General features: G+C 37.2%; 25 protein-coding genes and 1 pseudogene. 19 read left to right on the forward strand and 7 right to left on the reverse strand.

Annotated features, from left to right (window positions below; all coding sequences use genetic code 11):
- Positions 1 to 7: 7 nt before the first annotated feature.
- Both WDJ61_RS05910 and WDJ61_RS05915 read left to right on the forward strand, forming a co-directional pair.
- Positions 8 to 451 (forward strand): MarR family transcriptional regulator, encoded by a 444-nt coding sequence (locus WDJ61_RS05910; RefSeq protein ID WP_338753790.1) that lies wholly within the window; start codon positions 8 to 10, stop codon positions 449 to 451.
- Positions 452 to 468: 17 nt separating this feature from the next.
- Positions 469 to 2,169: a M3 family oligoendopeptidase gene (locus tag WDJ61_RS05915; protein ID WP_338753791.1), complete on the forward strand. Its 1,701-nt coding sequence runs from the start codon at positions 469 to 471 to the stop codon at positions 2,167 to 2,169.
- 47 nt (positions 2,170 to 2,216) lie between these two features.
- Here the strand turns inward: WDJ61_RS05915 and WDJ61_RS05920 are convergent, their stop codons facing one another.
- A complete protein-coding gene (locus tag WDJ61_RS05920; protein WP_338753792.1) occupies positions 2,217 to 4,343 on the reverse strand; it encodes an ATP-dependent Clp protease ATP-binding subunit in 2,127 nt (708 codons plus the stop codon).
- Between the two features lie 178 nt (positions 4,344 to 4,521).
- On the opposite strand from WDJ61_RS05920, the gene WDJ61_RS05925 reads away from it, so the two are divergent.
- On the forward strand, positions 4,522 to 5,544 hold the full coding sequence (locus WDJ61_RS05925; protein ID WP_338753793.1) for a hypothetical protein: 1,023 nt from the start codon (positions 4,522 to 4,524) through the stop codon (positions 5,542 to 5,544).
- A 48-nt stretch (positions 5,545 to 5,592) separates the two neighbouring features.
- Here WDJ61_RS05925 and WDJ61_RS05930 read toward each other — a convergent pair whose 3' ends face one another.
- Both WDJ61_RS05930 and WDJ61_RS05935 read right to left on the reverse strand, forming a co-directional pair.
- Positions 5,593 to 6,201 (reverse strand): type II CAAX endopeptidase family protein, encoded by a 609-nt coding sequence (locus WDJ61_RS05930; protein ID WP_338753795.1) that lies wholly within the window; start codon positions 6,199 to 6,201, stop codon positions 5,593 to 5,595.
- Positions 6,202 to 6,350: 149 nt separating this feature from the next.
- Entirely contained in the window at positions 6,351 to 6,533 is a 183-nt protein-coding gene (locus WDJ61_RS05935; RefSeq protein WP_338753796.1) for a YkvS family protein, read from the reverse strand.
- A 218-nt stretch (positions 6,534 to 6,751) separates the two neighbouring features.
- On the opposite strand from WDJ61_RS05935, the gene WDJ61_RS05940 reads away from it, so the two are divergent.
- The 4 genes from WDJ61_RS05940 to WDJ61_RS05955 all read left to right on the forward strand — a co-directional run bounded on the left by WDJ61_RS05940 (position 6,752) and on the right by WDJ61_RS05955 (position 9,535).
- Positions 6,752 to 6,946 (forward strand): hypothetical protein, encoded by a 195-nt coding sequence (locus tag WDJ61_RS05940; RefSeq protein ID WP_338753798.1) that lies wholly within the window; start codon positions 6,752 to 6,754, stop codon positions 6,944 to 6,946.
- Between the two features lie 149 nt (positions 6,947 to 7,095).
- Positions 7,096 to 7,362, forward strand: coding sequence for a phosphocarrier protein HPr (locus WDJ61_RS05945; RefSeq protein ID WP_338753800.1), 267 nt, complete (start codon positions 7,096 to 7,098; stop codon positions 7,360 to 7,362).
- Between the two features lie 312 nt (positions 7,363 to 7,674).
- Positions 7,675 to 8,484, forward strand: a complete 810-nt coding sequence (locus tag WDJ61_RS05950) for an SDR family oxidoreductase (RefSeq protein ID WP_338753801.1) — start codon at positions 7,675 to 7,677, stop codon at positions 8,482 to 8,484.
- 187 nt (positions 8,485 to 8,671) lie between these two features.
- Complete coding sequence (locus tag WDJ61_RS05955; RefSeq protein WP_338753802.1) at positions 8,672 to 9,535, forward strand: NAD(P)-dependent oxidoreductase; 864 nt, start codon at positions 8,672 to 8,674, stop codon at positions 9,533 to 9,535.
- Positions 9,536 to 9,688: 153 nt separating this feature from the next.
- Here the strand turns inward: WDJ61_RS05955 and WDJ61_RS05960 are convergent, their stop codons facing one another.
- A complete protein-coding gene (locus WDJ61_RS05960) occupies positions 9,689 to 10,846 on the reverse strand; it encodes an aminotransferase A (RefSeq protein WP_338753803.1) in 1,158 nt (385 codons plus the stop codon).
- A gap of 94 nt (positions 10,847 to 10,940) precedes the next feature.
- Between WDJ61_RS05960 and corA the strand changes: the two genes are divergently transcribed.
- Together corA and WDJ61_RS05970 are read left to right on the forward strand one after the other, a co-directional pair.
- Complete coding sequence (corA, locus tag WDJ61_RS05965) at positions 10,941 to 11,936, forward strand: magnesium/cobalt transporter CorA (RefSeq protein WP_338753805.1); 996 nt, start codon at positions 10,941 to 10,943, stop codon at positions 11,934 to 11,936.
- Positions 11,937 to 12,075: 139 nt separating this feature from the next.
- Positions 12,076 to 12,978 (forward strand): chemotaxis protein, encoded by a 903-nt coding sequence (locus tag WDJ61_RS05970; protein ID WP_338753807.1) that lies wholly within the window; start codon positions 12,076 to 12,078, stop codon positions 12,976 to 12,978.
- Positions 12,979 to 13,053: 75 nt separating this feature from the next.
- On the opposite strand, the gene WDJ61_RS05975 is transcribed toward WDJ61_RS05970, so the two are convergent.
- Positions 13,054 to 13,527 carry a YkyB family protein gene (locus WDJ61_RS05975; RefSeq protein ID WP_338753809.1) on the reverse strand — a complete coding sequence of 158 codons (474 nt, stop codon included), beginning with the start codon at positions 13,525 to 13,527 and terminating at the stop codon, positions 13,054 to 13,056.
- Positions 13,528 to 13,657: 130 nt separating this feature from the next.
- On the opposite strand from WDJ61_RS05975, the gene WDJ61_RS05980 reads away from it, so the two are divergent.
- The 4 genes from WDJ61_RS05980 to WDJ61_RS05995 all read left to right on the forward strand — a co-directional run bounded on the left by WDJ61_RS05980 (position 13,658) and on the right by WDJ61_RS05995 (position 18,252).
- Positions 13,658 to 15,184 (forward strand): Ppx/GppA phosphatase family protein, encoded by a 1,527-nt coding sequence (locus WDJ61_RS05980; RefSeq protein WP_338753811.1) that lies wholly within the window; start codon positions 13,658 to 13,660, stop codon positions 15,182 to 15,184.
- A 21-nt stretch (positions 15,185 to 15,205) separates the two neighbouring features.
- Complete coding sequence (locus tag WDJ61_RS05985; protein WP_338753812.1) at positions 15,206 to 17,308, forward strand: RNA degradosome polyphosphate kinase; 2,103 nt, start codon at positions 15,206 to 15,208, stop codon at positions 17,306 to 17,308.
- Between the two features lie 255 nt (positions 17,309 to 17,563).
- A complete protein-coding gene (gene crcB / locus WDJ61_RS05990) occupies positions 17,564 to 17,917 on the forward strand; it encodes a fluoride efflux transporter CrcB (RefSeq protein ID WP_338753814.1) in 354 nt (117 codons plus the stop codon).
- On the forward strand, positions 17,917 to 18,252 hold the full coding sequence (locus tag WDJ61_RS05995) for a CrcB family protein (RefSeq protein ID WP_338753815.1): 336 nt from the start codon (positions 17,917 to 17,919) through the stop codon (positions 18,250 to 18,252). Before crcB ends, WDJ61_RS05995 begins: the two co-directional genes overlap by 1 nt.
- An 11-nt stretch (positions 18,253 to 18,263) precedes the next feature.
- Here the strand turns inward: WDJ61_RS05995 and WDJ61_RS06000 are convergent.
- Positions 18,264 to 18,495: pseudogene (locus WDJ61_RS06000) on the reverse strand (metallophosphoesterase); the annotation flags it as partial.
- Positions 18,496 to 18,599: 104 nt separating this feature from the next.
- Here WDJ61_RS06000 and fadH point away from each other — a divergent pair.
- From fadH to WDJ61_RS06015, 3 genes are all read left to right on the forward strand, one after another.
- The gene (fadH, locus tag WDJ61_RS06005; protein WP_338753816.1) at positions 18,600 to 19,364 is read left to right on the forward strand and encodes a 2,4-dienoyl-CoA reductase; all 765 of its coding nucleotides are present in this window, start codon (positions 18,600 to 18,602) and stop codon (positions 19,362 to 19,364) included.
- A 282-nt stretch (positions 19,365 to 19,646) separates the two neighbouring features.
- Entirely contained in the window at positions 19,647 to 20,858 is a 1,212-nt protein-coding gene (locus WDJ61_RS06010) for an EAL domain-containing protein (protein WP_338753817.1), read from the forward strand.
- A 64-nt stretch (positions 20,859 to 20,922) separates the two neighbouring features.
- A complete protein-coding gene (locus WDJ61_RS06015; RefSeq protein ID WP_338753818.1) occupies positions 20,923 to 21,156 on the forward strand; it encodes a hypothetical protein in 234 nt (77 codons plus the stop codon).
- Between the two features lie 55 nt (positions 21,157 to 21,211).
- Here WDJ61_RS06015 and WDJ61_RS06020 read toward each other — a convergent pair whose 3' ends face one another.
- Positions 21,212 to 21,454, reverse strand: a complete 243-nt coding sequence (locus WDJ61_RS06020) for a glutaredoxin family protein (protein ID WP_338753819.1) — start codon at positions 21,452 to 21,454, stop codon at positions 21,212 to 21,214.
- 183 nt (positions 21,455 to 21,637) lie between these two features.
- Here WDJ61_RS06020 and WDJ61_RS06025 point away from each other — a divergent pair, with 183 nt between their 5' ends.
- From WDJ61_RS06025 to WDJ61_RS06035, 3 genes are all read left to right on the forward strand, one after another.
- Positions 21,638 to 21,889, forward strand: coding sequence for a YkuJ family protein (locus WDJ61_RS06025; protein WP_095479758.1), 252 nt, complete (start codon positions 21,638 to 21,640; stop codon positions 21,887 to 21,889).
- 149 nt (positions 21,890 to 22,038) lie between these two features.
- Positions 22,039 to 22,479, forward strand: coding sequence for a cyclic-di-AMP-binding protein CbpB (gene cbpB / locus WDJ61_RS06030; RefSeq protein WP_338753820.1), 441 nt, complete (start codon positions 22,039 to 22,041; stop codon positions 22,477 to 22,479).
- Positions 22,480 to 22,625: 146 nt separating this feature from the next.
- Positions 22,626 to 23,495: a LysR family transcriptional regulator gene (locus tag WDJ61_RS06035; protein ID WP_338753821.1), complete on the forward strand. Its 870-nt coding sequence runs from the start codon at positions 22,626 to 22,628 to the stop codon at positions 23,493 to 23,495.
- Positions 23,496 to 23,511 lie beyond the last annotated feature (16 nt).

Here is a 23,511-nt window from a genome sequence, read left to right on the forward strand (position 1 = left end):
GGGAAATATGTATAATGAAAAAAGTAAGCAATCTTTAAAACTATTTATTGTGTTATCAAGGGCAACGAAAGTCATAAATGAACAGGTAAATGAATATATTTATGAGTCAGGATTAAATCCGACAGAGTTTGCTGTGCTGGAACTGTTATATCATAAAGGGCCTCAGCCGTTGCAGCAAATTGGCAATAAGATTTTAATGGCCAGCGGAAGTATTACATATGTTGTTGACAAGCTTGAGAAGAAAAACTTGCTTGTTCGTAAAGCTAATGAGAAGGATCGCCGGGTTATTCATGCCGAAATAACAGATCAAGGTAGAGTATTTATTGACGAAATTTTCCCGCAACATGAAGAAAATATTCATCAATTAATGGACGTGTTGTCAGAAGAAGAAAAAGAGACGGTGATTACTTTAATACGAAAGCTAGGAGTGTCTATTAAAGATTTATCGTGAGAAAGAGGGGGATTATAATGAAGTTTACCGAGTATTTATATGAGCGGCCGAATATTGAACAGGCAGAGAATGAAACGGATCAGCTGCTTCAACGTTTTGTAGCAGCGAAGACAGTAGTCGAACAGATCGACCTTTTAACAGAAATCAATCAAATCCGTAACCGCATTAGCACAATGATGGACCTTTGCTACATTCGCTATACGATTGATACGACGAATGAATTTTATCAACGAGAACAAGACTATATGGATGAAATGTCACCAAGAATGGAAGAAATCTCATCTAAATTAAACGAAGCGTTACTTTCTTCTATTCATCGCTCTGAACTTGAAAAAGTGCTAGGGAAGCAACTGTTTTCAACAGCAGAAGCTCAAGTGAAAACCTTTTCGAAAGAAATTCTGCCTTTGCTTGAGAAAGAAAATAAGCTTTCTTCACAATATACTCAATTGGTTGCTTCTGCGCAAATTGAGTTTAATGGAGAAACACTTACATTAGCACAACTAGAACCTTATGCTGAAGTAGCTGATCGTACGCTGCGTAAACAGGCGGTAGAAGCTCGCTTTGCTTTTTTTGCTGAGCATGAAGAACAGTTTGATGAGCTGTATGATCAATTGGTGAAAGTAAGAACAGAAATCGCTCATAAGCTAGGTTTTCAAAATTTTACTGAACTTGGCTATTATCGTTTAAATCGAGTGAATTATGACGCATCAATGGTTAAAGGATATCGAGAGCAAATTAAACAGCATATCGTTCCGTTAGCCACAAAATTAAGAAACGAACAACGAAAGCGAATTGGCGTTGACTCTTTGAAGTTTTATGATGAAGCGTATCAATTTACAACGGGAAACGCAAAACCAAAAGAAGACGCGAACTGGATTGTCTCAAATGGAAAGAAAATGTATGAAGAGCTCTCATCAGAAACAGCTGAGTTCTTTCAGTTTATGCTTGATCGCCAATTGATGGACCTTGAGGCGAAAAAAGGGAAAGCGGGTGGTGGATATTGCACCTATATGCATGATTATCGCTCGCCATTTATCTTTGCTAATTTCAATGGAACGTCCGGAGATATCGATGTGTTGACTCATGAAGCAGGGCACGCTTTTCAAGTGTATTGCAGCAGAGACTTTTCCGTACCTGAATACTTGTGGCCAACGTATGAAGCGTGTGAAATTCATTCGATGAGCATGGAGTTTTTCACTTGGCCATGGATGGAGCTATTTTTTCAAGAGGATACAGAGAAATATAAGTATGCTCATTTGAACGATGCCATTTTATTTTTGCCTTATGGGGCAGCTGTGGATGAATTTCAGCATCGGATTTACGAACAACCAACTCTCACCTCTGCAGAACGAAAACAAGTGTGGAAGGAGATTGAGAAAGAATATTTGCCACATCGGGATTATGACGGTATTTCTTATTTAGAATCTGGTGGCTTTTGGCAACGTCAAGGCCATATATATGATGTGCCGTTTTACTATATTGATTACACGCTTGCGCAAGTTTGTGCATTGCAATTTTGGAAGCGAATGGATGAGGACCGAGAAGCGGCATGGAAGGACTATGTTGAGATTTGTCAAATAGGAGGCAGTCTCTCTTTTACTGAAATCGTTCGAAAAGCGAACCTAATTTCACCTTTTGAAGAAGGGTGTATTGCATCCGTGTTAAAGCCAATTGAAAAGTGGCTAGAAGAAGGAACAGAAAAAGTAAAACAATTATAGTGAGTGAAATAGAAAAAGTGCCCAGCTGATGTGGGCACTTTTTTCCATTAAGCGATGATTGTGATTTGCTCTTCTTCGATCACTGCTTGCAGTTGTTTTATTTCAGGATGATCTAAAATAAAGTCAGCGATGCGATCTTCTAGTTGTTCTTGGATGACGCGGCGTAGTGGACGGGCACCGAAAGCGGGATGGTAGCCGAGCTCACTTAATTTTTGCTTTACTTCATCTGAGACTTGCAGTGTCATTTGCTGCTCTTGTAATGTTTCATTTAATTCTTCAAGCATTAAGTCAACGATTTGTAATAAATGATCTTGATCAAGCGCTTGAAACTCAATAATGTTATCAAAGCGGTTCAGAAACTCTGGCTTAAAGAAACTGCTTAAAGAATCTAAGATGGAACTTTCCTTCGCAGTCGCATTCTTGTCAAAGCCAACCGTGATGGATTTGTTTGTTACACCAACATTGCTTGTCATAATGATCACTGTATCTTTAAAGCTGACGGTTCTTCCTTGGCTATCTGTTAAGCGACCATCTTCAAGAATTTGCAAAAACATATGCTGCACATCAGGGTGTGCTTTTTCAATTTCATCTAGCAAAATAATGCTGTATGGGTGACGGCGGACTTTTTCCGTTAATTGTCCGGCTTCCTCATGACCGACATATCCTGGAGGAGAACCGATTAACTTAGATACGCTATGTTTCTCCATATACTCGCTCATATCGAGACGAACCATTGCGTCTTTCGATCCAAATAATTCTTCTGCTAATGTTTTTGTTAATTCCGTTTTTCCTACACCTGTTGGACCGACGAATAGGAAGGAACCAATTGGACGTTTTTTCGATTTTAGGCCGGCACGACTACGACGAATCGCTTTAGCCACTTTCTTAACAGCTTCTGCTTGTCCAATTACTTTCTTTGCAATCTTTTCTTCTAAATGCTGCATTTTTTGCTGTTCATCTTGTTGTAATTTTCCAACAGGAATCCCCGTTTTCTGTTCAATCAAGTGTTGGATTTCTTCTACGGTAACAACAGGTCGCTCTGTTGATCCTTCCGTTTGATTCAACTGATCTTCTAATTTTGTTTCTTCATCTCGAAGTTTAGCTGCTTTTTCGTATTCTTCTTTTTGGAGAGCGACTTCTTTTTCTTTACATAGTTCCGTTAGTCGCTGTTGAATCGTTTCTTTATTTTGAGTGTTGATCGTTAAATTTAATTTTGATCCAGCTTCATCCATTAAATCAATCGCCTTATCTGGAAGGAATCGATCTTGAATGTAGCGATGAGAAAGAACGACACAAGCTTCAATCGCTTCTTTTGTAAAAGTGACTTCATGAAAGTCTTCGTAACGAGTTTGTAAGCCTGTTAAAATGTCAATCGCTTCTTCGACAGATGGTTCATTGACCTGTACCGGTTGGAAGCGACGTTCAAGGGCTGCGTCTTTTTCGATTTGGCGATATTCCTTTAATGTTGTTGCTCCAATTAATTGAAGCTCCCCACGAGCTAGTGCTGGTTTTAATATATTACCGGCATCCATTGAGCCTTCTGCAGAGCCTGCCCCGACAAGAAGATGAATTTCATCGATGAAAAGAATGATGTTTTTATGATGCTGCAGTTCCGTAATTAGCTGTTTCATTCTTTCTTCAAATTGACCACGAATACCTGTATTAGCAACGAGTGAAGCAATGTCAAGTAAGTATACTTCTTTGCCTTTTAATTTAGCTGGTACGTCGCCTTCTGCAATTTTTAAAGCCAGACCCTCAGCAATCGCTGTTTTTCCGACACCTGGTTCCCCGATTAATACGGGGTTGTTTTTGTTGCGGCGATTTAATACTTCAATGACTCGTTTCACTTCTTTCTCTCTTCCGATGACCGGGTCGATGATACCGGCCTTTGCCATATTCGTTAAGTTCCGTCCAAATTGATCGAGAAAACTGTTTCCTCCTTTGTTCATATCTTGTGCTTGTGTATCCATTTGATGGGATTTTTGCGGGCTAAAGCCTTTCAGCAACTCATCGATAGGTAAGTGTCCAAATCCTTGTGAATGAAAGGATGGACCAATGGCTTGTTTATTTTTTTGATAGCATGCTGAACATAAAAGCATGTGTTTCTCTTGACCGTTCAAATTCATTCGTAATTGTACATTCGCTCTTTTTTGTTGACAGTTTTGACATAACATATTGTTTCAACCCCTTTATTATTTGAATTTGACTTTGACTATCTTTGACCTTGTAGATATATTATACTTTGACCTTTTTTGACTTTCAAGTGTTTTGTTTAAAATATATGTTTTCTTCTTCTTAATATTGATTGACAAGCATAAGGTGAAATAACGGGGAAGAAGTGAGGGATGCATAGTGAGAACTTGGAGCGGTGCATGCCAGGTGGCAGCAGTTTATGTAGGTACTGTGATTGGAGCTGGTTTTGCTACCGGCAAGGAAATTGTGCAGTTCTTTTCACAATTCGGCTTTTACGGATTACTTAGCATTGCCATTAGCGGAGCTCTATTTATTTTTCTAGGAGCGAAAATGATGATGACATCTATTGAGCTCGGAGCCTCTTCTTTTGAAGAATTTAATCAACTTCTGTTTGGAAGCCAGTTAGGTAAAGCCGTGACGGTTATACAGTTTATGATGTTGATTGGTGTCTTAGGGGTTATGCTTTCGGGATCAGGAGCTCTATTTGAAGAAAGACTTCATTGGCCAGCGAATATTGGCATTTTATTTACTATTTTTATTGGATTTTTGGTCATGACGAGAGGGGTACAAGGATTGTTAGCTGTGAATTTATTTATTGTACCGCTTATGCTTTTATTTCAATTTCGACTAGCGACAGAAGTAGCGGCTAGTCCTTCTTTTTTTCAGACGCTATTAATAGGGAAGGAGGCTGATTGGACATGGAAAATGTGGACAGCCCCTTTCGTTTATACAGCTCTTAATTTAACACTCGCTCAAGCTGTACTAGTTCCTCTTGCTTATGAAATTAAGGACAAGCGAGTGATTAAAAGGGGAGCTTTTCTTGGGGGAGGAGCTTTAATGTTATTGATGATCGCTAGTCATGTAAGTCTGATTCAATTAGCTAATCTTACTTCCTATGAAATCCCAATGGCCAAGGTAGTTGAAACCTATATGCCGGCTTTTCATTATGTGTATGCGATATTAATTTATGGAGAAATATTTACTACCGTTGTTGGAAATGCTTACGGTCTGCAGCAACAACTAGAGAAACGAATAAAGTGGGCTTCAAGTACGCTTTTTGCTGCCATATTTATGGCTGGATTTTTACTTAGTCAAATTTCTTACGGTATGTTGCTAGCTGTTCTTTATCCGCTTTTTGGATGGATCGGTCTAGTTTTTCTTCTATTATTATGGAGAAAATAACAAAAAGCAGACGATAGACGCCTGCTTTTTATTAAGGTATGAATATGGCTAATTAAGCGGAAGAAGGATAATTAACAATAAATCAAACACTAAATGAGAAATAATTAATGTTGGGATGCTGCGTTTCCAAGCGTATAAAGCTCCCCAGAACAAGCCCGCTATGAAAGCGGCAAACACCCACATAAATTTCCCAGAATAAATAAAGATGGACGCGTACAACGAGGCACTAACTAATATAGCTATCAAGTCATTAAAGTAGTTAGAGAGACGCTTTTGAATAAAACCTCGCCAAAATAATTCTTCTCCAGGAATAAACACTAATAAAAGAACGATATAGTGCCAAGAAAATTGTGGAGAATACCATTTGTACATAGAGGCCACTTGTTTTTCTAGTGAAAAAGGTAGAACCGGAAGTAATAAATGTCCAACCCAAAACAAGATATATAGAAGAAGCCCCGATAACAGACCATACTTAATAAAACTAGTCGTCTTTTGCTTATCATCGATTTTTTCATTTATGATTACAATGCTAATGAAAAAAAGGTTTGCAGCTGTATATATGTACCAAAATATATCACGGTCAGAAAAAGTAATATAAAGCAAAATATGTGCTAGTACAAGGCTGACAACTAACCGCCAATCTTTAAGAACTGCCATTGTTTCGAACTCCTTTCTTTACTACAAACATTATTTTAACAAAAAGTAGTTTAAATTGTAATGAATAAGTTTGACAGAAAAAAGTCTGTCCCCTAAGTAAAACACCTTTCGGGGACAGACTTTTCTAGAAAAATAGCTTTTGCTGTATATTATGAAGGGTTGATAATGGTGTAATTTTTGTGATTGACGACCGTCTTCTCCTCTAGCTCTAAGTCATCGAAATTATCCATGATCGTTAAATCAACGATCACTGAATTCTCATTTACTTTTTCAACCATCCCTTGTAAGCCATTTTTGAATTCAACGATATTACCGACTTCTGCTTTCGTCATATCTCTGTCTCTCCTTCACGTATAAATATAGAAAAGGTTACTAATTGTGTCTTTCTTGACGTTTGATCATAATCTTTTTAGAATTACCTAATAGCAATGAAAACAATAGCATGGTTATTAGATCATTCAAGAGTATTACTTCACAGTTTGCCTTATTTTTGTAAAAGAGTAAAGAGATATGTATAAATTTATTTAAAATTCTGAAAGGGGTGGAAGCGTTGACAATAGAAGAGGCTTCAACCATGTTGGATCAATTAAAGAATGGAGAGATAGAGCACTTTCAAATAAGTAAAGAACAGTTTCTTATCTTTCAAAGTGTATTGATAAGTAGAGAAGATTTTAAACATTTTAGAGGCATCGCCCAACGAGGAGGATCAGTGATCTATTATTATTTAGAGGAAGCTAGAAGCTAACATGGCATTTTCTGTATGAAACCATGGTCCTGAGGATGATATTCTTAATAAAAAGGAAATATTCATTTTTCTAACTAATTGCGAATAGGCCACTTTTCTTGTAAGGTAATGCTACATATATTTTTTACACAGAAGGAGTTAGATTGGAAATGGTAGAAAAACAATTTACTGTAACAGCAGAAACGGGCATTCATGCACGTCCAGCTACTTTATTAGTTCAAACAGCCAGCAGGTTTTCGAGTGAAATTGAACTTGAATTTAAAGAGAAAAAAGTGAATTTAAAATCGATCATGGGTGTTATGTCACTTGGAATTGGTCAACATTCAAAAATCGTTATCAGTGCACAGGGAAGTGACGAGCAAGCTGCTTTAGAAACAATTAACGATGTATTGAAAAAAGAAGGTTTAGCAGAATAAGATTTCTCTCTTTTTTCTGTTAAATGATCCATGTGCATACGTTTTATTTAAGAAAGATGCGGGTAATATGTGTATAACAGCTCGTGAAACAGCTGAAACCATAGTTTCATTCTCATTTTTCCCCTTATTTGATCTAAGCTGTCTCATAAGGGGCTGATAACCGATAAGAATATCTTAATAGAGAGGGAATCCCCTCTTGTATTTACTAGATATTATTGCTCGGAGTCAGCTCCCTTTATTAGAGGCAGCCTTTTTTTGGTTTAGGGAAAAAAGAATAACAAGAAAATTCGAATTATATTATAATGAAGTGTAATGTTCGGAAAGGGAGGGGTTTTTTTGAATATTTCTTTTGAAGGAAAGACAGCGTTGATTCTCGCTTCTAGTCAAGGATTAGGTCGAGCAATTGCTGAGAAGTTAGCACAAGGCGGTGCTAATATCATGTTAGCGAGCCGTAATGAAGGAAAACTGAAAGAAGTAAAGGTTAGCTTAGAGAATGGTTCCGCTGGAAAAATTGAGTATGCCGCGTGTGATATTACGAAACCGGAGGAAATCAAGCAGTTAGTCGAACAAACGGTGTCCACATTTGGAACCATTGATATTTTAATCAATAATGCCGGTGGGCCACCTGCTGGATTGTTTGAAGAAATGACAGACGATGATTGGCAGAAGGCGTTTGAATTAAATTTATTTTCCTATATTCGGGCAATTCGCGAAGCCTTGCCTCATTTAAAAAAACAAGGCGGAAAAATTATCAATATAGCCTCTTCATCGATTAAAGAACCAATTGCTGGACTGATTTTGTCCAATACATTTCGCACAGGAATTGTTGGATTGTCCAAAACGTTAGCAGAAGAATTCGCTCCATATGATATTTTAGTAAATACAGTAGCTCCAGGAAGAATTGCTACAGAACGTGTGCGTCATCTTGATGAAGTGAATGCTAAGAAACAAGGGATTTCAGTTGAGCAGCAAGAGGAAAGAATGAAAAAGAAAATTCCTCTTGGACGTTACGGAAACCCTGAGGAGTTTGCCAATGTGGTCGCTTTTCTTGCTTCAGGCGCTAATACATATGTAACGGGAAGTAGTTTTCTTGTAGATGGCGGAATGGTTCGTTCCATTTAGTTAAAGATCGATTCACTAAAAAAATGATATAAGATATGTTTAAAATTGCAGGGGATAGGGGATAGTATAAGTAAGCATGATTGATTGGAGATTCTCACTCACAACCCCCTTTTGGGACCTGCTATTTAGCAGGTCTCTTTTTTGTTGCTAAGGACTTTTAATTATTTTATGTAGAGGTGGGGAAAACATGAAGAAGACAATTGGTTTTATCGGAACGGGTGTTATGGGGAAAAGCATGGCACACCATTTACTACGAGCAGAATATTCGATGTATATTTATACTCGTACAAAAGAGAAAGCTCAGGAATTGCTTGATCAAGGAGCTATTTGGTGTGAGAATCCTACAGAGGTCGCAAAGCAAAGTGATATTATCTTTACCATCATTGGAGAGCCAAAAGATGTAGAAGAGGTATATCTTGGCAGTCAAGGAATCCTTGCTTCCGGTCGAGTCGGTCAGACCGTGATTGATATGACGACTTCAAAGCCAAGTCTTGCAAAAGAGATTTATGTTAAGGCGAAAGAAAAAGGAATGTATGCGTTAGATGCTCCTGTTTCGGGTGGAGATACTGGGGCTAAAAATGGGACTCTTGCGATTATGGTAGGAGGAGATCGAGAAGTATATGAAAAGATGTTGACGATTTTTGAAATCATTGGACAAAATATTGTGTATCAAGGAGAAGCTGGAGCAGGTCAACATGCGAAAATGTGTAATCAAATCGCAATTGCAACAAATATGATCGGTATTTGCGAAGCTTTGCTTTACGCACAAAAAGCCGGATTAGATCCAGAGACTGTATTAAAAAGCATTTCTAGTGGAGCGGCAGGCAGTTGGTCCTTGTCGAATTTAGCTCCTCGTATTATAAAAGAAGACTTTGAACCAGGCTTTTATGTGAAACATTTTATAAAAGATATGAAAATCGCGTTAGAAGAGGCGGAGAAAATGGAATTGAACTTGCCAGGGCTTGCAATGGCTAAGGAAATGTACGAAAAGCTAGCCTTACAAGGAGAGGAATTAAGTGGTACACAGGCATTAATTAAGTACTGGGATTAATTTATCCCGCATTAACGGGCTGTAAGACCCCCCACCTCAACATGGCAGAAGAAGCACAGGGATGTAGGTGGGGGATCAACAGCCCGTAAACGCCCGATCCGTTCAACCAACAATCAGTGGGGATGAAAAAACCCCCACTGATTGAAGTTTCACTTATCTATTTTGTGTCTTCATGAATGCCTCGATGCGGTCTAATCCCTTTTGAAGCTGTTCCATAGAGCAGGCATAAGATAGTCGGAAATAGTCTTCACCATATTCAGAAAAGGCACTGCCAGGAACGACCGCTACTTTTTGTTCAGTCGCCAATTTATAGCAGAAATCAAAAGATGTTTCTTCTATATGCGAAGGGATTTTAATAAAAAAGTAAAAAGCCCCATCTGGTTTCACTACTTCAAAATTGAGAGAAGACAGGCGTTCGTATACATAATCACGTCTTTGTTTATATTGATCCCGCATAGGAAGAGCGTCATCTATTCCTGCTTCGACCGCTTCTAAAGCCGCCATTTGTGCAACGGATGAAGCACATGATACGTTATATTGATGGACTTTTAACATATGTTTTGCGATATTTTCGGGTGCAAATAAAAAGCCGATTCGCCATCCTGTCATCGCGTGTGATTTTGATAAGCCGTTTAAAACAATGGTTTGCTCTCTTAAAAAAGAAGCGATCGATATATGAGGGCGATCATACGTCAGCTCACTATAAATTTCATCCGCAATGATAAAGATATCTTTTCCACGTATTAAATCAGCAATCGCTTTTAATTCCTCTTCTGAAAGACCAACGCCTGTTGGATTAGATGGGTAAGGTAAGATAATGGCTTTCGTTTTTTCGCTAAGGGCAGGACGGATTTTGTCAGCGGTTAGTTTAAACTCGCTATCGCGTGTATCAATCGTTGTTAAATGAGCCCCACACATATGAATAATTGGTTCGTAACCTGGATAAACAGGACCAGGAAGAATCACTTCATCTCCTGGAGAAAGAATCGTCCGTAAAGCGATATCGATCGCTTGGCTAGCGCCGACAGTTACGATGACCTCTGATTCTGGCGAATAAGTTAAAGCATATTTTTTATGTACATAGTTGGCTACAGCTGTTCGCAGTTCGATGTAGCCCGCATTATGAGTGTAAGTCGTATAATTGTTTTCAATCGCTTTCATTCCTGCTGTTTTCACATGCTCTGGAGTAGGGAAGTCAGGTTGTCCAATGGTTAAAGAAATCATATCTTTTGTTCCGCTAACTAAATTAAAAAATTTGCGAATGCCTGATATTTGAATATTTTTAACTTTTTCGTTAATGCAATGTTCCAAAGAGAATCGCCACCTTTATATATATATGCTATTGTATCATTGAAAAGGCCTTAGCGGATAATCAAAAAGATAGAGAAAGCTTGGAGAGACAATAATGATTAGAACTTGTGTGTTAAAAACAAATGGTGAATTACTATATGACCTACCTTTAGAACATATCAACAACGAAGAGATTGAGTGGTACTGGATCGACTTTGCGGAGCCAAATGACAAGGAGAAAGAGCTCTTGAGTCATGCTTTTCAATTCCATCCATTGGCTATTGAAGATTGTCTAGATCAGTTGATTGGTCGCCCTAAACTTGATTTTTATGATCAATATTATTTCTTTCTCGTTCATGCTTTAGATCCAAAAACATATGAAGCTAGAGAGGTCGATGTATTTATTAATGATCGGATGATCGTCACTTTCCATAACATTTCGGTTTCTGAATTGAATCATGTATGGGAGGAATTAAAAGGAAACGGAAAGCTGAGACAAGGTCCAGTATTTATTTTCCATCGGCTCATTGATCGTTTTGTCGATGAATTATTCCCCCCTGTCTACCATATTGAAGATCAGTTGAATAGAGTTGATGAGGAAACGGATAACTATTCAGGGAATGAATTAATTGATCGTCTATTTGATATTCGTCACGATATGGCTAAATTAAGACAATCCATTTTTCCAATGAGGGATCTTGTTTATCGAATGTTAAATTCAACAAGGCTGGAATTTATGAATGAGCATCAAATTTATTTTCGTGATGTATATGATCATTTGTTAAAGCTTGCTGAAATGCTTGAGTCTTATCGCGACTTTTCCTCTGATTTACGAGATAATTATGTGTCGGTCAACTCGAATAAAATGAATAATATTATGATGACGTTGACAGTTATTACAACTATTTTCATGCCATTGACATTCATAGCAGGAATTTACGGAATGAATTTTAAATATATGCCTGAGTTGCAATATCGCTACGGTTATTTTATTGTCATCGGTATAATGTTCACCATTGCTCTGTTTATGGTTACTATGTTCAATAAGAAAGGATGGTTACGCATCACCAAAAAACAGAGGAAATCCAGAAGAAAGATTACATTTAAATAGGAAAAAGCTATGAGATAAAAAAGAACGGAGCTTTGTTAAATTTTTTTTAACATAATGTTAATAAATATAAAGATTTCTACAGCATACGTCGAAAGAAATCATGATATAGTAAAATAAAGAGTAGGAGGACAAAAGCCTTATGAGTAATGAACAAGGAATTTTATTAGAAAGTGGTACAAATGAACTTGAAATTGTTGAATTTGAAGTACAAAATAATAAATATGGAATAAATGTCATAAAAGTGAAGGAAATTATTCAACCTTTGCCAATCACATTAATTCCTCACTCACATGAACATATTGAAGGGGTTATTCAACTTCGGGGAGAAGTTCTTCCGGTCATTAATATGGCAAAAGTTCTTGGGGTGCCGGTAGTGAAAGATGATTCAACTGATAAGTACATAGTGACCGAGTTTAATAAGCAAAAAGCAGTATTTCATGTTCAAAATGTAACGCGTATTCACCGGATTTCTTGGGAGGATATTGACAAGCCGTCGGATATGTATCAAGGTGGTAACAATCAAGTGATTGGCGTTGTTAAGATTAGCGGTCAAATGATTCTCCTGCTTGATTTTGAAAAAATTATCCTTGATATCAATCCTGAATCAGGTATACATGTTGGACAAATTAAGCAATTAGGAGCTAGAGATCGCTCCACTAAAAATATTGTGGCAGCAGAAGATTCACCGCTACTAAGAAAATTACTTCATGATACATTATCTGAAGCAGGTTATGAAAATGTTGAATTTTTTGAGAATGGAAAGCTCGCCTATGATTATTTAGAATCAGTTGCCGCTGAGTTTGAGATTGAAGAAAAGGTTCAATTAGTTATTACAGATATTGAAATGCCGAAAATGGATGGCCATCATTTAACAAGAAGAGTGAAAGAGCATCCAGTATTAAAACAGCTTCCTGTCATTATCTTCTCTTCATTAATTACGGAAGACCTTCGTCATAAAGGAGATGGAGTTGGAGCAGATGCTCAAGTAAGTAAGCCTGAGATTGCTGAATTAGTAAAGAATATTGACCGGTTAGTGTTGTAAGGATTGAAATAGAAGAAAAACACCGGTTGTTATAGCCGGTGTTTTTTGAAGAAAGTATTCGCTGTTTAATAGCCGTTAATAATAAGATTGACCAAGAGGTTTAAAAACAGGCTGTTTATATTGTTTCTTGCTATATGAAGGGTTGGCGTGTTTTTCCTTCATGCCGGTATAGGCTTGAAGAATTTTCTTTGCTTCCATCAAATTCATGTTTGACCGAGGATTTCGTGTTTTTTGATCCAAGCGACCGAAATGAGGAAGGTTGTGGAAATCTTCCTTGCAAGGCGGCATATGAAAAGTGTACGCTCCGCAAGTAACAAGTACATCAGACTGCTGTTGACTGTTTTTGGGATTGTTGGAAAAGTGTAAACCAGTTTTTTTAGCTCGACCTTCCTGTATCATTCTAATCAATGCTTTTTTCTTCAATGAGTATAAAAATTTCGGGTTCATGGCGGTTTTAGCGTGCCGATTGACAGTAAAGATTGCTTGAGCGAGGTTCACGGTAGATGGAGAGTGAGGGAGAGATTCGTTTTGACTATTTGGATTATTCAATGAAAAGACTCCTTTCGCACTATTTTTTCATTATTATATCTTGTTTTTTTCTTTATGGAAAGAGAATCCCATGTTTTAACTCATATTTTTTCGTGAAAAATAGATTTAAAAAAAGAGAGTAGTGTTGCAAATGATCAAAAATAATAAAATCTCCATTATTGATATTGGTTCAAACACCGTGCGTCTTGTCATTTATGACATTAGTCATTCTGGGTTTGAAGAAGTGGAAAATGTAAAAGCTCCGATTCGTTTAGGAAGATATTTAGATAACAACAAATGGCTGTCTGAAGAAGGAATCCAAGCTTTAAAGGATGTATTACATAGCTTTAAAGAAATATTAGATAGTTACGGCGTTTATGAAGTGGAGTGTACAGCCACTGCTGCTGTACGCCAAGCATCGAATAGAGACGAAGTGTTAAAAGAAATCAAAGAAGAGATCGGCTTTGATATTCGAATTTTGTCTGGAGAAGAAGAAGCTTATTACGGTTTTACTGCTGTGACTCAAACGATGAATCTTGATTCGGGATTATCCATTGATATTGGAGGAGCAAGTACGGAAATTACCTATTTTGAGAATCGACAATTAATTGAGTCGCATAGTTTTCCTTTTGGTGCTGTTACGTTAAAGGAGCAATTCCTTAAAGGAAATGGTATGTCAGAATGTGAACAAAAAGAACTCATCTCCTATATCGAAAATCAGTTTGCTCAATTTCCTTGGATCAAAAATAATGGAGGGTCGATCGTCTCTATTGGAGGAAGCGGTCGAAACCTTGCAAATGTAGATCAAATCAAAAGGAACTACCCATCACTTGGCGTACATGGATATGAAATGTCGGTCGAAACGATTAAAGAGTTGCGAAATGAATTTTCCGATATGTCCCATGAAGAGCTAGAAAAAGTAGATGGTCTTTCTAAAGAAAGAGCGGATCTTATTTTGCCAGCATTAGAAGTTTTTTATCAATTGTTGCTACATTCTAAATCAAAGCAAATAATCATTAGCTCTAAAGGGCTAAGAGATGGCGTGATTATGGAGAGGCTATTGAAGAAAAAGGCAGAAACTGAACAAGAAGTGAAAGAGCAAGGCACTAATCGTCTGTTACATAGTTATCAAAAAAATGAACAAGGTTTTAAACAAGTGGCCATACTAGCCAAACAACTAATAGCCCAAATGAAAAAGATAAAAGCGATACAGATAAGTAAAGAAGATGAATATCTCGTTCATCAAGCGGCGCTATTGTTTTATCTTGGAGAATATATTTCTAGTAGTTCAAAAGGTCCTAACACATTCTACCTATTAACCAATTCTATCTTTGATGGGTATTCGCATAAAGAAAAAGTGAAAATCTCGATATTGGCTTCTTTTACTAACAACTCGGCCTTTAAGCAAAATATAGAGCCGTATAAAGAGTGGTTTACGAAAGAAGAGTTTCAACAAATGAGAGAACGTGGGGCGTTACTCAAGCTTTGCTACAGTTTGAATAGCACAAAAAGAAATGTAGTCGAAGAAATTCAAGTTTGTAAAAAGGATGGTACAATGGAAGTAACTGTGTTTTGTAACAAAAACTATTTAGCTGAGCAATATCAAAGTGAGAAACAAAAAAGACATTTAGAAAAAGCTTTACAGTTACCTATTCAACTTATTTTTATTAGACAATAAAAAAACAAGAAGGTGCAAATCATGGGGGAAAACATGAAGACGGATTTATCAAGTCCACAGTATTATAATAACCGAGAATTAAGTTGGCTGGCTTTCAATGAAAGGGTTCTTCAGGAAGCATCGGATCATCAAAGTCCATTGCTTGAGAAGTTGAAATTCCTTGGAATTTTCAGCTCGAATTTGGATGAGTTTTTCATGGTACGCGTAGCTGGATTGAAGGACCAAGTGAAAGCCGGCTTTAATAAGCCAGAGAATAAAGCGGGTCTTACACCAAAGCAGCAATTAAATGCGATTTGCCAAAAGACACAATCCTTAGTGGAGCGTCAATATGAAGTATTCAATAAAGAGATCTTACCTAATTTGAATAAAGAAGGGTTTCATGTAGTACCGGTAGAGAAATTAAATAAAGACCAGCTTGAATTTCTTCAAGCTTATTTTGATAATGAAATTTTCCCAGTATTGACGCCAATGGCGATTGATGCGTATCGTCCGTTTCCTATGTTATTAAATAAAAGTATCAACTTGCTTGTCATGCTAGAAAATGAAGAACCGGACGCTGAAAGTGATTGCGTGGCGATTGTTCAAGTGCCATCTGTACTAGGTCGAACGATACAAGTACCGGCCGAGGACGGTGAATATTCCTATGTCTTACTTGAGAGCGTGTTGCAATATTTTGTGAGTAGAATTTTCAAAGGCTTTAAAGTGAAATCGACCAATATTTTTAGAATTACACGCAATGCAGATTTGACGATTCATGAAGAGGGAGCTCGTGATCTTCTGCTAGAAATAGAAAAAGAATTAAAAAAACGCAAATGGGGTTCAGCCGTCCGCTTGGAAATGAAAGGAGAAGATTTAGATCAAGAAGGTCTCGATTATTTGCTAGATGAGTTAGAAATTCATCATAAAGATGTATACAAAATTGACGGCCCACTCGATTTAACATTCTTGTTTTCATTTGCGAAGAAGCTGCAGGATATTCGTGAAGATCTTGCCTATGAAACATTTATTCCTCAACCGCCATTTGATTTACATTCGGGAGAAGATATTTTCGAGAAAGCACAGCAACAGGATTTGCTTTTCTATCACCCATATGAATCCTTTGAACCGATCGTTGAATTTGTTTCACAAGCTGCGGATGATCCTACGGTGTTAGCTATTAAACAAACATTGTATCGTGTAAGTGGAGATTCACCTGTTATCGAAGCATTAAAACGCGCAGCAGAAAAAGGAAAACAAGTAACAGTGCTTGTAGAATTAAAAGCGCGTTTTGATGAAGAAAAGAATGTTCATTGGGCAAAAGAGCTAGAAAAAGCAGGCTGTCATGTTATTTATGGCATGCATAACTTAAAAACTCACAGCAAGATTACACTCGTTGTTCGTAAGCGCAATGGCAAAATTGAACGATTCGTTCATTTAGGAACAGGCAACTATAATGATCAAACAGCTAAGTTATATACTGATCATGGTCTCATCACGTCAAAAAAGAAATTCGGTATCGATGCGACTAACTTCTTTAACTATTTAAGTGGTTACACTGAAAAGCCAACCTATAATCACCTTGTGGTTGCGCCTTACAATATTCAGGAGGAATTTATTCGTTTAATTGATGAAGAAATTTTGTGTCATAAAAAACATGGAAATGGGCATATTATTGCTAAAATGAATTCATTGACGGATAAGACACTGATTATGAAATTGTATGAAGCATCTTGTGCAGGTGTGAAGGTAGAATGTATTATTCGTGGTATTTGCTGTCTCCGTCCAGGCATTCCAGGTGTTAGTGAAAATATTCGTGTAACAAGTATCGTTGGTCGCTTTTTAGAACATAGTCGTATTTACTACTTCCACCATAATGGAGAAAGTAAAGTGTATTTATCCTCAGCCGATATGATGACACGCAATATGATCAAACGTGTTGAAATATTATTCCCGATTTTTGATGGCGTATTAAAGCATCGTATCGTTCAGTTTTTAAATCTTCAGCTGAGCGACAATGTGAAAGCCCGCTATCAAGATAATGAAGGCAATTATCATTATGTTGAACGTCAAGAAGGAGACGTCGTTATCGACAGCCAAGCGGAATGTTTAAAGGCAGTTTATCGCATTCGTGAGGACGAAGAATAAAGTGAAACTTCAATCAGTGGGGGTTTTCTTCACCCCCCACTGATTGTTAGTTGAACGGATCGGGCGTTTACGGGCTGTTGATCCCCCACCTACATAACTACGTTCCTTCTGCCATGTTGAGGTGGGGGTCTTACAGCCCGTTAATGCGGGATAAACATTTGTTGCTAGTATAATCCGACAAGAGCTAGATTTCCCACTAAAACATTGTGTTTGGAGGTGGTGAAATTTGGCTCTTTTAAATGGAAGGAATCAAAAATGAATATTTTATTGGTAGCTGCTGGTGGGGCTGTAGGCGCCGTATTTCGCTATTTGCTAAGTGGATTGAATGGAAGTTTCTTTCCTTTTGGTACATTGCTCGTCAATATAGCAGGAAGCTTCATTTTAGGTATTGTTACTGCTCGAGTCATCAGTAAAAGAATGAAAAAAGAAACGTCATTATTTTATGGCACCGGGTTTTGTGGTGGTTTTACAACAATGTCCACTTTCTCTAAGGAAGCGGTGGAACTGTGGCAAACGGATACTCTATTAAGTGCTCTTTATGTGACGATTACATTAATTACAGGAATAATAGCTAGTTCGATTGGGTTAAGAATGGGGAGAGGGACGTAATGGATATGATGATTGTAGCTGCTGGTGGAGCCATAGGAGCGGTTTTTCGTTATTTGATTAGTTTGTTGGTTTCTAATACCAATAGCCCCTTCCCATTTGGTGCTCTCATTGTTAACTTAGTAGGTAGCTTTTTGCTTGGATGGGTTGCTTCTTCTCTCTCCGTTAACTATCAATTGTTTATTGGAACAGGTGTGTTAGGAGGGTTCACGACTTTTTCAACTTTTAGTGTAGAAGCTGCATCATTATACGAGAAAAATTTACTGTTGTTCACAATATATTTGTTACTGACGATCATTGGATCTATTCTTCTTTTTAACTTTGCTTCATCATTATAAAAAGCAAATATTTATGAAGAGGTTTCTAAAGTGACGATTGTAATTTCTAATACCGACAAAAACCGAAATGGGAGTCTTGTTGTTCCAAGTCCTCGGTTTATGTATAAGGTTAAATGTTTGTTTCTAGGGACTTCATATTGCCCCTCTATGTACCGCTGTGCATAAGTAGGGGGTGATCAAAGCTCTTATAATCGGCAACTGGACTTGCCCTCCGTGGGAATGTCCGCTAAGTTGCAAATGGATACATTAAATCTCTCAAAGACTAAATTATTAGAATATTATAAAATATGATAAGATAATATTGAGTGATTATTCATTTATTATTAATAGCAAACGGGGGAGATGGGATGAAAGGTAAAGTTGTGATTGTTACTGGTGGTTCTAGTGGAATGGGGAAATACATGGCGAAGAGGTTTCTGGAAGAAGGGGCAAAGGTAGTGATTTCTGCTCGAAGTGAAGACAAGTTGCAGGCTGCAAAAGAAGAGATAGACACAGGGAATGGACATTTGTTGACGGTCCCAATGGATGTGCGTAACCCAGAGGATGTTCAGCGGTTGGTAGAAGCGACTAGTCAACATTTTGGTACGATTGATCATCTTGTGAATAATGCGGCTGGAAACTTTATTGTTCCTGCTGAAAAGCTTTCCGTCAATGGATGGAACTCGGTCATTGATATTGTATTGAATGGAACGTTTTATTGTTCCAGTGCGGTAGGGAATTACTGGATTAAACATGGAATTAAAGGTAGTATAATAAACATCGTAGCTACGTATGCGTGGAATGCAGGAGCTGGTGTGATCCATTCAGCGGCTGCGAAGGCAGGTGTTTTGTCAATGACGAGAACGCTAGCAGTCGAGTGGGGACATAAGTATGGCATTCGAACAAACGCGATTGCTCCAGGTCCAATTGAACGAACTGGAGGAGCGGAAAAACTTTGGGAATCAGAAGAAGCGGCGAAAAGAACGCTTCAAAGTGTACCTCTTCATCGGTTAGGGAAACCGGAAGAAATTGCAGGTCTAGCTCTTTATTTATTTTCGGATGAGGCTGCTTATATAAACGGTGAATGTGTGACGATGGATGGTGGGCAATGGTTAAACCGTTATCCTTTTTAATGGTAGGCTTTGTTAAACAATGATATTGATTTCGATTGTTTCCGTTTCATTCAAATGAGTCAAAAGTCAACACTACGCGTTAATATAGACTAATAGTAAGTAAGGACCATCGTTAAAGATGGTTCTTTTTATATTTAGGTTATTTTTACAATTATATACTATTTTTACCTTTAATATTTAAATAATTTAAAGTATAATAGAAAAATGATCATATATTAAAAGTTGAATAAATAATCATTTTTTTGTATAATTAAAAAGATTCTTGAGTTGGAGGAAGAGTGGATGGATGCATTAGAAATTATGTCACAGCTTGATCACGTCACCCCTTTTTTTCAACCGATTTTTAGTGCTGATGAGCATAAAGTCATCGGGTATGAAGTTTTAGGGCGTTTCTTAGTAGGCGATGAAGCAAGAAGTTTAGGTCCTTTTTTTCATGATCAAGAAGTACCTGATGAATATTTAATTGAGGTAGACGATCTTATATTAAAGAAAGCGCTATCACTATATTTGAATTCTGGTATTCAGACGACGTTGTTTATTAATAGAAATGCTCGATTGTTGAAAGAAGACTATGGAGAGCATTTATTGACCATTTTGCAAGAATATGAAGAGAAAGGCTTGCAGTTAAGCCATATTGTTCTTGAAATTTCTGGATCAGAATACAGTAAAGAGTTAGAGCATGTCTTAAGGTATTATAAAACGCTTGGCATTCAAATTGCGATTGATCACATCGGTGAAACGAGTGGAGATATTTATAAATATACGGGCTATTCACCCGATATTTTAAAGGTAAGTTTGCAAGCGTTGAGACAAAATTCTTCTGGTCAAACGTATAAAGATATTCTATATTCGATCTCGATGCTCGCTAGAAAAATTGGGGCTTCTCTTCTGTTTGAGAGCATTGAAATGGAGTATCAATTGCAATATGCCTGGAAGCATGGGGGAAGATACTATCAAGGGTACTATTTATATGAGCCTTGCGACCATTTTCTTGAAGAGAACATTCAAAAAGAAACGCTAAAAAGAAAATGCCAGGAGTTCATTCTTCATGAAAAGCGCTCGCTTGAGAAAGTATATTTGTTAGCGGAATCCGTTCAAAATGCGCTGCAAGATGTTGTGTCCAAGTATACGAAGCAAGCCATAACGAAGGAACAATTACTAGTTGAAATTGGAAAAAAATTTGAAGATATGTGTTTTCGTTTATATATATGTGATGAAAACGGATTTGAATTAACTTCAAATTATTTCAAAAAAGAAGGCAGTTGGATTTTTCAGCCGGAGTACTTCGGTAAAAACTGGAGTTGGCGACCATATTTTTTAGAGAACATTTTACGGATGCAAAAAAACAGAATTGGTTTAATCTCTGATTTGTACAGCGATATCGAGAAAGGAGAAACGATTCGAACCTTTTCTTATCCTTTAAATGAACGTGAATATTTATTCATAGATATTTCATATGAATTTTTATTTGAACAAGATGGTTTACTTTATTAACTTTGAATAAAATCACGAGACTAACCAATACTACCGATACAAAGTTCGATAGGGAGTGTTGAAGTTGAGTGATTTTTTCATTGTCCTAATCTTTATTGTATGTGTTACGATCCTTCTGTCTGTATTTTATACTGTTCGGGTATTTAAGCAACAACAAACAGCAAAGGAAGGATTAGATTCGTCGATCCCGGAAACTGTACAGCAGCATCCATATGTGAAAAACCCTATTTTTTGGGCCTATATTATCGGCTTCGGTGTTTTATTAGCTTTCATCTTTTATTTAATAGCTAATCGATAGAAAGATAAAAGAGCGGAGGCTCATGATTAAATGGATAGTGGAGCCTCCTTTTGATTTAGAGGTTATGCTTGTCTAAAAGTTCGGTTAATCTTTCGATGTTAAATCCTCGTACGACTTCGTTTTCTACAATAATGGTTGGAGTAGATAAAGATTCCCACTTTGTTTGTAGCTCTTCCTTAAATGCTGAAACGGAAGCGATGTTTCTTTCTTCATAGCGCACTCCACGATCGTTTAAAAACAATTTTATAATATTGCATGGCGGACATTCTGGTTGGGTATACAAAATAATAGAAGTCACTATTTTTTCCTCCTATAAACTCATAAAAGCCTTACTTTAAATATAAAATAAAATAAAACAGTTGGATATGAAATAGATGTATGGTATATTTCATTTGCCTATTTATTTTATAACAAAAGGATTATGTACGGTCAAAAACAAAATAAATATTGGAAAGATAGATGAAAGGGGCCAACCGATAATATGTCACAATTAATGGGAATTATCCAGCGTTTAAAATCATTGCAAGAAGGCGGAGAAGCAGGCGAGGTTCAACAACGATTGTTTGAAGTGAACGGCAAAACTTTATGCCAGGTGAAATACTTTCCAGGAAAAGATACATTTGAACTGGAAGTATACGATAAAGACGGTAAAGGAAGTAAATATCCTTTTGATGATATCGATATGACGGCAATTGAGATCTTTGATTTATTGCAAGAAGAAAAACAACAATGATCTATATAATGCCCTGCTTCATTAAATGAGCAGGGTTTATCTATGTTTAATAATGGAACAAAAGCGGGTAACTTTGATATAATGAAGAAAAGATGGGATCTATTATTTGGATAATAAAGCGCTTACAAAAAGAATAAAGGGGTAGTCAAATGATTTCTTTTCAAAGTAAGGACGTACTAAATACAAATATAATGGATTACATAATCCCGTCAGAAAAAGTCGCCCATGTTCAACCGGGGAATAACCTTGAGCATGCGCTTTTGGTGCTGACAAAAAGCGGTTATACAGCTATTCCGGTTTTGGATGCTAAATACCGATTACAAGGATTAATTAGTATTCCGATGATTACCGAGGCCATTTTAGGTTTGGAAAGAATTGAATTTGAGAAGTTGGAAAATATGAAAGTGGAAGAAGTCATGGAGATCAATAAGCCGTCGTTAACGATCCATGATCATTTCCGTAAAGCACTTGGATTATTAATCAATCATCCTTTTTTGTGTGTCACCAATGAAGAAGGGGAATTTCAAGGAATCCTGACGAGAAGGGTGATCTTAAAGCAACTGAACTATCACGTTGACCAGTTGAAATGAAAACTTATAGAATGGTCTAATAGAGTCAGGCCCCTATTGATCAAATACAATGCTAACTTGCGTTGTTAAAGGGGTTTGGCTTTTTTTTGTATCGGCAGATCGATATTTAGCACAAGGTGAATGGCTAACGTTTGGAGGAGATAGGAATGTTGTTTTCGGAATCTCAGCTACTAACTGTATTAGCTGAAGAAATGAATATGAGAAAAGCCGCGGAGCGTTTATTTGTCTCTCAACCTGCACTCTCACAACGATTACAAACAATAGAGAAGGGTTGGGGAACGAAAATATTTAATCGAACGACAAAGGGATTAACTTTGACACCAGCTGGTGAAATGATTATTCAATATTCTAAAGAAGTGGTGGAGAAAAGAGAAAAGGTAGTCGAAAACATTCAATCACTTGAATCCGAAGTTCATGGAACGTTAAAAATTGCCTGTGCGTCTATTGTAGGTCAAAACTGGCTACCTCAAGTGTTAAAACGCTTTGTTGAAAGATATCCTCATGCCAAAATCTCTTTAATGACCGGCTGGAGCAGTGAGATCTCTAAAGCGTTATACGAAGGAGAAGTACATATAGGGATTATTCGCGGTACACCCGATTGGAAAGGAAGAAAAATTCACTTATTTGAGGATAGTCTATTTTTAGTTGATAGAGAAATTAAATATGTATATGAAATATTAACAACAGACAAGCCGTTTATCCAATTTAAAAGTGATTCAACATACTTTCAGGAAATACAGGAATGGTGGCATCGTCAATTCCAAGGTGCTCCTAAGCAATCCATTGTTGTCGATCAAATTGAGACGTGCCGACAAATGGCTTTTAACGGGATAGGCTATGCGATATTACCTGAAATCACATTAAACGGAACGTCGAGCGAGGTGTATAAAATACCGTTGCTTGATCAAGACCAGCACCCTCTTCGGCGAGATACGTGGCTTCTAGGATATGACTCAGCATTTGAGCTTAGACAAGTCCAAGCATTTATCGAAGTGATTGAAGAGTTTAAACAGTAATTATGCTGCTGAGTGA

This window comes from Bacillus sp. FJAT-52991, from assembly GCF_037201805.1.
Taxonomy (GTDB): domain Bacteria; phylum Bacillota; class Bacilli; order Bacillales; family Domibacillaceae; genus Bacillus_CE; species Bacillus_CE kandeliae.